The sequence below is a fragment of the Sandaracinobacter sp. genome, from assembly GCF_041909755.1.
Taxonomy (GTDB): domain Bacteria; phylum Pseudomonadota; class Alphaproteobacteria; order Sphingomonadales; family Sphingomonadaceae; genus Sandaracinobacteroides.
In genome coordinates this window covers 1-3,108 of the sequence record NZ_JAYRCW010000151.1, presented here as the reverse complement: position 1 = coordinate 3,108, position 3,108 = coordinate 1, and the positions used below count along the sequence as shown (strand labels likewise).

General features: G+C 65.3%; 4 protein-coding genes. All 4 read right to left on the bottom strand.

The genetic code is table 11. From position 1 onward, the window contains the following. Positions 1-99 precede the first annotated feature (99 nt). The 4 genes from ACE3O8_RS13255 to ACE3O8_RS13240 all read right to left on the bottom strand — a co-directional run bounded on the left by ACE3O8_RS13255 (position 100) and on the right by ACE3O8_RS13240 (position 2,985). Positions 100-345 carry a hypothetical protein gene (locus ACE3O8_RS13255; RefSeq protein ID WP_301917942.1) on the bottom strand — a complete coding sequence of 82 codons (246 nt, stop codon included), beginning with the start codon at positions 343-345 and terminating at the stop codon, positions 100-102. A gap of 117 nt (positions 346-462) precedes the next feature. Continuing rightward, positions 463-2,109 (bottom strand): IS66 family transposase, encoded by a 1,647-nt coding sequence (locus ACE3O8_RS13250; RefSeq protein WP_374390489.1) that lies wholly within the window; start codon positions 2,107-2,109, stop codon positions 463-465. 64 nt (positions 2,110-2,173) lie between these two features. Further along, complete coding sequence (gene tnpB / locus ACE3O8_RS13245) at positions 2,174-2,527, bottom strand: IS66 family insertion sequence element accessory protein TnpB (protein ID WP_374390486.1); 354 nt, start codon at positions 2,525-2,527, stop codon at positions 2,174-2,176. After that, complete coding sequence (locus ACE3O8_RS13240) at positions 2,524-2,985, bottom strand: transposase (RefSeq protein WP_374390484.1); 462 nt, start codon at positions 2,983-2,985, stop codon at positions 2,524-2,526. The genes tnpB and ACE3O8_RS13240 overlap by 4 nt, the downstream gene beginning before the upstream one ends. Positions 2,986-3,108: the final 123 nt, after the last annotated feature.

Below are 3,108 nucleotides of genomic sequence, written 5' to 3'. Positions count from 1 at the left end.
GAGAACGGCTCTGTGGGGGATCGCGATCCCCCTCTCATCCCCCGGCGCATCCCACCGCAGGGATCGGGAGGGCGCGCGGATGGGAGAGATGGCGCGAGATCAGAGGCCGAGCAGGCGATAGGCGCCGCGGCCGTCCGACTCGATCAGGAGGCGCCAGTTCTTCTTCGACTTGAAGACATCGGACATCTTGAGGCTGCGCGAGCCCGCGGCGGCGAGGATCGCCTTCCCGCTCTGCCAAGGCTCGCCGCGCCCGGCAGCCTCGTGCAGCGCGCGCACGACCTGCGCCTGGATCGCACCCAGCCGGAAGTGCTGGCCGTTGCAGCGTAAGCGGCGGCCACGCCCCATTGAGTTTCCGCTTGCGGGGTGCCGCTATGGGATGAAGCGGCGGGCTGTCGGTAGCTTGTCAGGGACTACGAGACGAGGTCCTTATGAGCCGATGGCCTGCTGGTCACAGCACTGGGCCTAGGCCCACGGCATCAGATCGTCGATGTCGCGGGCGAGGTGGCCGTTGGCCAGCTTCGTGAACAGATCGCGCAGATAGGCATAGGGCTCGAGGCCGTTCATTTTGCATGTGCCGATCAGACTGGCGAAGCGGGCCCAATTGCGGCCGCCCTCGTCGTGGCCGGCAAAGAGCGCGTTACGGCGGTTCATGGCCGGGCTGCGGATGGCGTTTTCCACGAGGTTGGAGTCGATATCGATGCGCCCATCCTCCAGGAACAGCCGGAAGCCGTCCTGTCGTTTCAGCATATAGGCCATGGCCTCGCCAAGGTCGGATTTGCGCGAGACGCGGGCGGCTTGGGCCGCCAGCCAGGCGAAGAACTCATCGACCAGCGGGCGCGACAGGTCCTGCCGGACAGTTCGGCGGTGATCCGGGTCGAACCCGCGGATGGCATCCTCGATCTTGTAGAGGGCAGCGATGCGCAGCAGCGCCTCGTCCACGATGGGTGATCCCTTCTTCGGTTTAGCCTTGATCAGCTTGCGCCGGCCATGCGCCCAGCAAAAAGCCAGCCGCAGCGGATCGCCGCCCGGGCGTTTCGGCGTGGCCAGATGGGTATAGCCGCCATAGGCATCAACTTGGATCGTGCCGTTGAAGCCGTGCAGGATTTCGGCGGCATATTCGCCTTTCCGGCCAGGCCGATAGTGGAACACCACGCCCGGCGGCGCGGTGCCACCCCAGCCCCTGTCGTCGCGCAGCACCGCCCAGAGGTAGCCGGTCTTCGTCTTTCCCTTGCCCGGGTCCAGCACCGGAGCGCTTGTTTCATCGACGTAAAGCCTTGTGCTGTCGGTCATCAGCCGTTTTGCCATATGGTCAACCACGGGGGCAATCAGGGCACCCGTCCGGCCCATCCAGTCGGCGAGAACAGACCGGTCGATCGGCACCCCATGCCGCGCCATCACCACGGCCTGCCGGTTCAGCGGCATGTGCTCGGAATGCTTGGAGACGGCAATCTGGGCCAGCAGCGTCTCGGTCGGCCAGCTGCCCTCCAGCAGATGTGCAGGCGCCTTGGCTTGCACGACGCCGGTGCGCCCCTTGGGGCAGGCATATCGGGGGCGCACCGTGACGATGACCTGATAGCGCGCCGGGATGTAGTCCAGCCGCTCGGTGCGGTCTTCGCCGATCCGCACCATGTCGCCGCAGCCGCAGGGGCACACGATGCTGTCGGGCTCGACCACCCGCTCGACGCGCGGCAGGCTTTCGGGCAGGGTCCGGGCCTTGCGGGGCGCACGTGGGTTGCGCTTCTCGGGGTCCGGTTCGCTGGCCGCCATCCTGTCCTCGAGATCGGCGATCTGCGCCTGCGTCTCGGCGATGGCGGTTTCCAGATCTTCCAGCGCCAGCTCGAGCTGCGCCGGGCCCAGCTTCTCGGATTTCGGCCCGAACTTCGTGCGCCGGTAGTCCTGGACCTGACCTTCCAGCTTCTCGATCAGCGCCTTCAACTCGGTAATGAAGGCTTCCTTTTCGGCCACCACCGCCTGTTCGTGCTGGCGCGCCGCACGTTCGACCCTCGCCTCAAACCGCGCGGCTTCCAGCGCCGCCTTTTGGGCGGCAAAGGCCTTCACTACCTCGGGCGGCAGGTCGGGGAACTGGCTGAGATCAAGCGGCTGCGACATGCGCATTTCTACCCGATCCGGGACAGAAAGCCCAATAAAACAACGCCAAAATCGACCCGGTGAGTCAACCCGCCGCAGTCGGTGGGAGCACCCGTTGTGCAACCATCCGCCGCCAATCCAGACCTTCGAACAGAGCCTCGAATTGCGCCCGGGACAGCCGCATCGTGCCGTCCTGAACCTTCGGCCAGGCGAAGCTGCCTTCCTCCAGGACCTTGTAGATCAGCACCATGCCGGTGCCGTCCCAGACCAGGATCTTCAACCTGTCCCCGCGTTTTGATCGGAACACAACCGTCACGCCGGAATGCGGATCAAGCTTCAGTTCCGTCTGCACGATCAGTGCCAGAGCATTATGTCCACACCGGAAATCCACCGGCCGGGTCGCGATCAGGATCGGCAACCGCTGCCCCGCGACAATCATGCCGCCCCGCGCAGAGCGCGCACCAAGGCCGCTGCACGCTCCACCGCAACATCACCAGGAATACACAGCCGCAGATCAGGCCCGACCTCAATCGTCATCACCCCGATGCCACCCTGTGCGACCTCGACCGTCAAAGGCACAGGCTGATCCACGGGCTCGGGCAGAATGGACAGCGGCACAAAGGCAGGCTCCGCCACCTTCGGCCTTGTTGATCCGCTCAGCACGTCCATCAGCTCACCCGGCAGAGCCAGCCGACCCTGCCGGGCATGGCGGCGCCAATCCGACAAATGATGCGGCAGGATGTCATAGCGCGCCGCCACATCGACGACCCGGGCGCCTGGCTGGAGGCTTTCGGCAACAATCCGCGCCTTCATCTCATTCGACCAGCGCCGCTTGCCCCGCCGCCGCGGCTCGACAATCGCGCAACGCCCAATAAACCCGTCACCACCATCCGCCATGACAAATCTCCATCTGCTCACGCAGACCTTCTCGCAGGCCCGTCACGCGTCAGGAATACATCAATTCAATGGGTTGGAGCCGCCGCTTACACCGCACCAGCATCCGCTCGAACTCCGGCACGT

What these genes read in the sequence shown, in the direction of transcription:
- ACE3O8_RS13255 (WP_301917942.1), bottom strand. Translation starts at nt 345, where the DNA reads ATGGGGCGTGGCCGCCGCTTACGCTGCAACGGCCAGCACTTCCGGCTG.
- ACE3O8_RS13250 (WP_374390489.1), bottom strand. Translation starts at nt 2,109, where the DNA reads ATGTCGCAGCCGCTTGATCTCAGCCAGTTCCCCGACCTGCCGCCCGAG.
- tnpB (WP_374390486.1), bottom strand. Translation starts at nt 2,527, where the DNA reads ATGATTGTCGCGGGGCAGCGGTTGCCGATCCTGATCGCGACCCGGCCG.
- ACE3O8_RS13240 (WP_374390484.1), bottom strand. Translation starts at nt 2,985, where the DNA reads ATGGCGGATGGTGGTGACGGGTTTATTGGGCGTTGCGCGATTGTCGAG.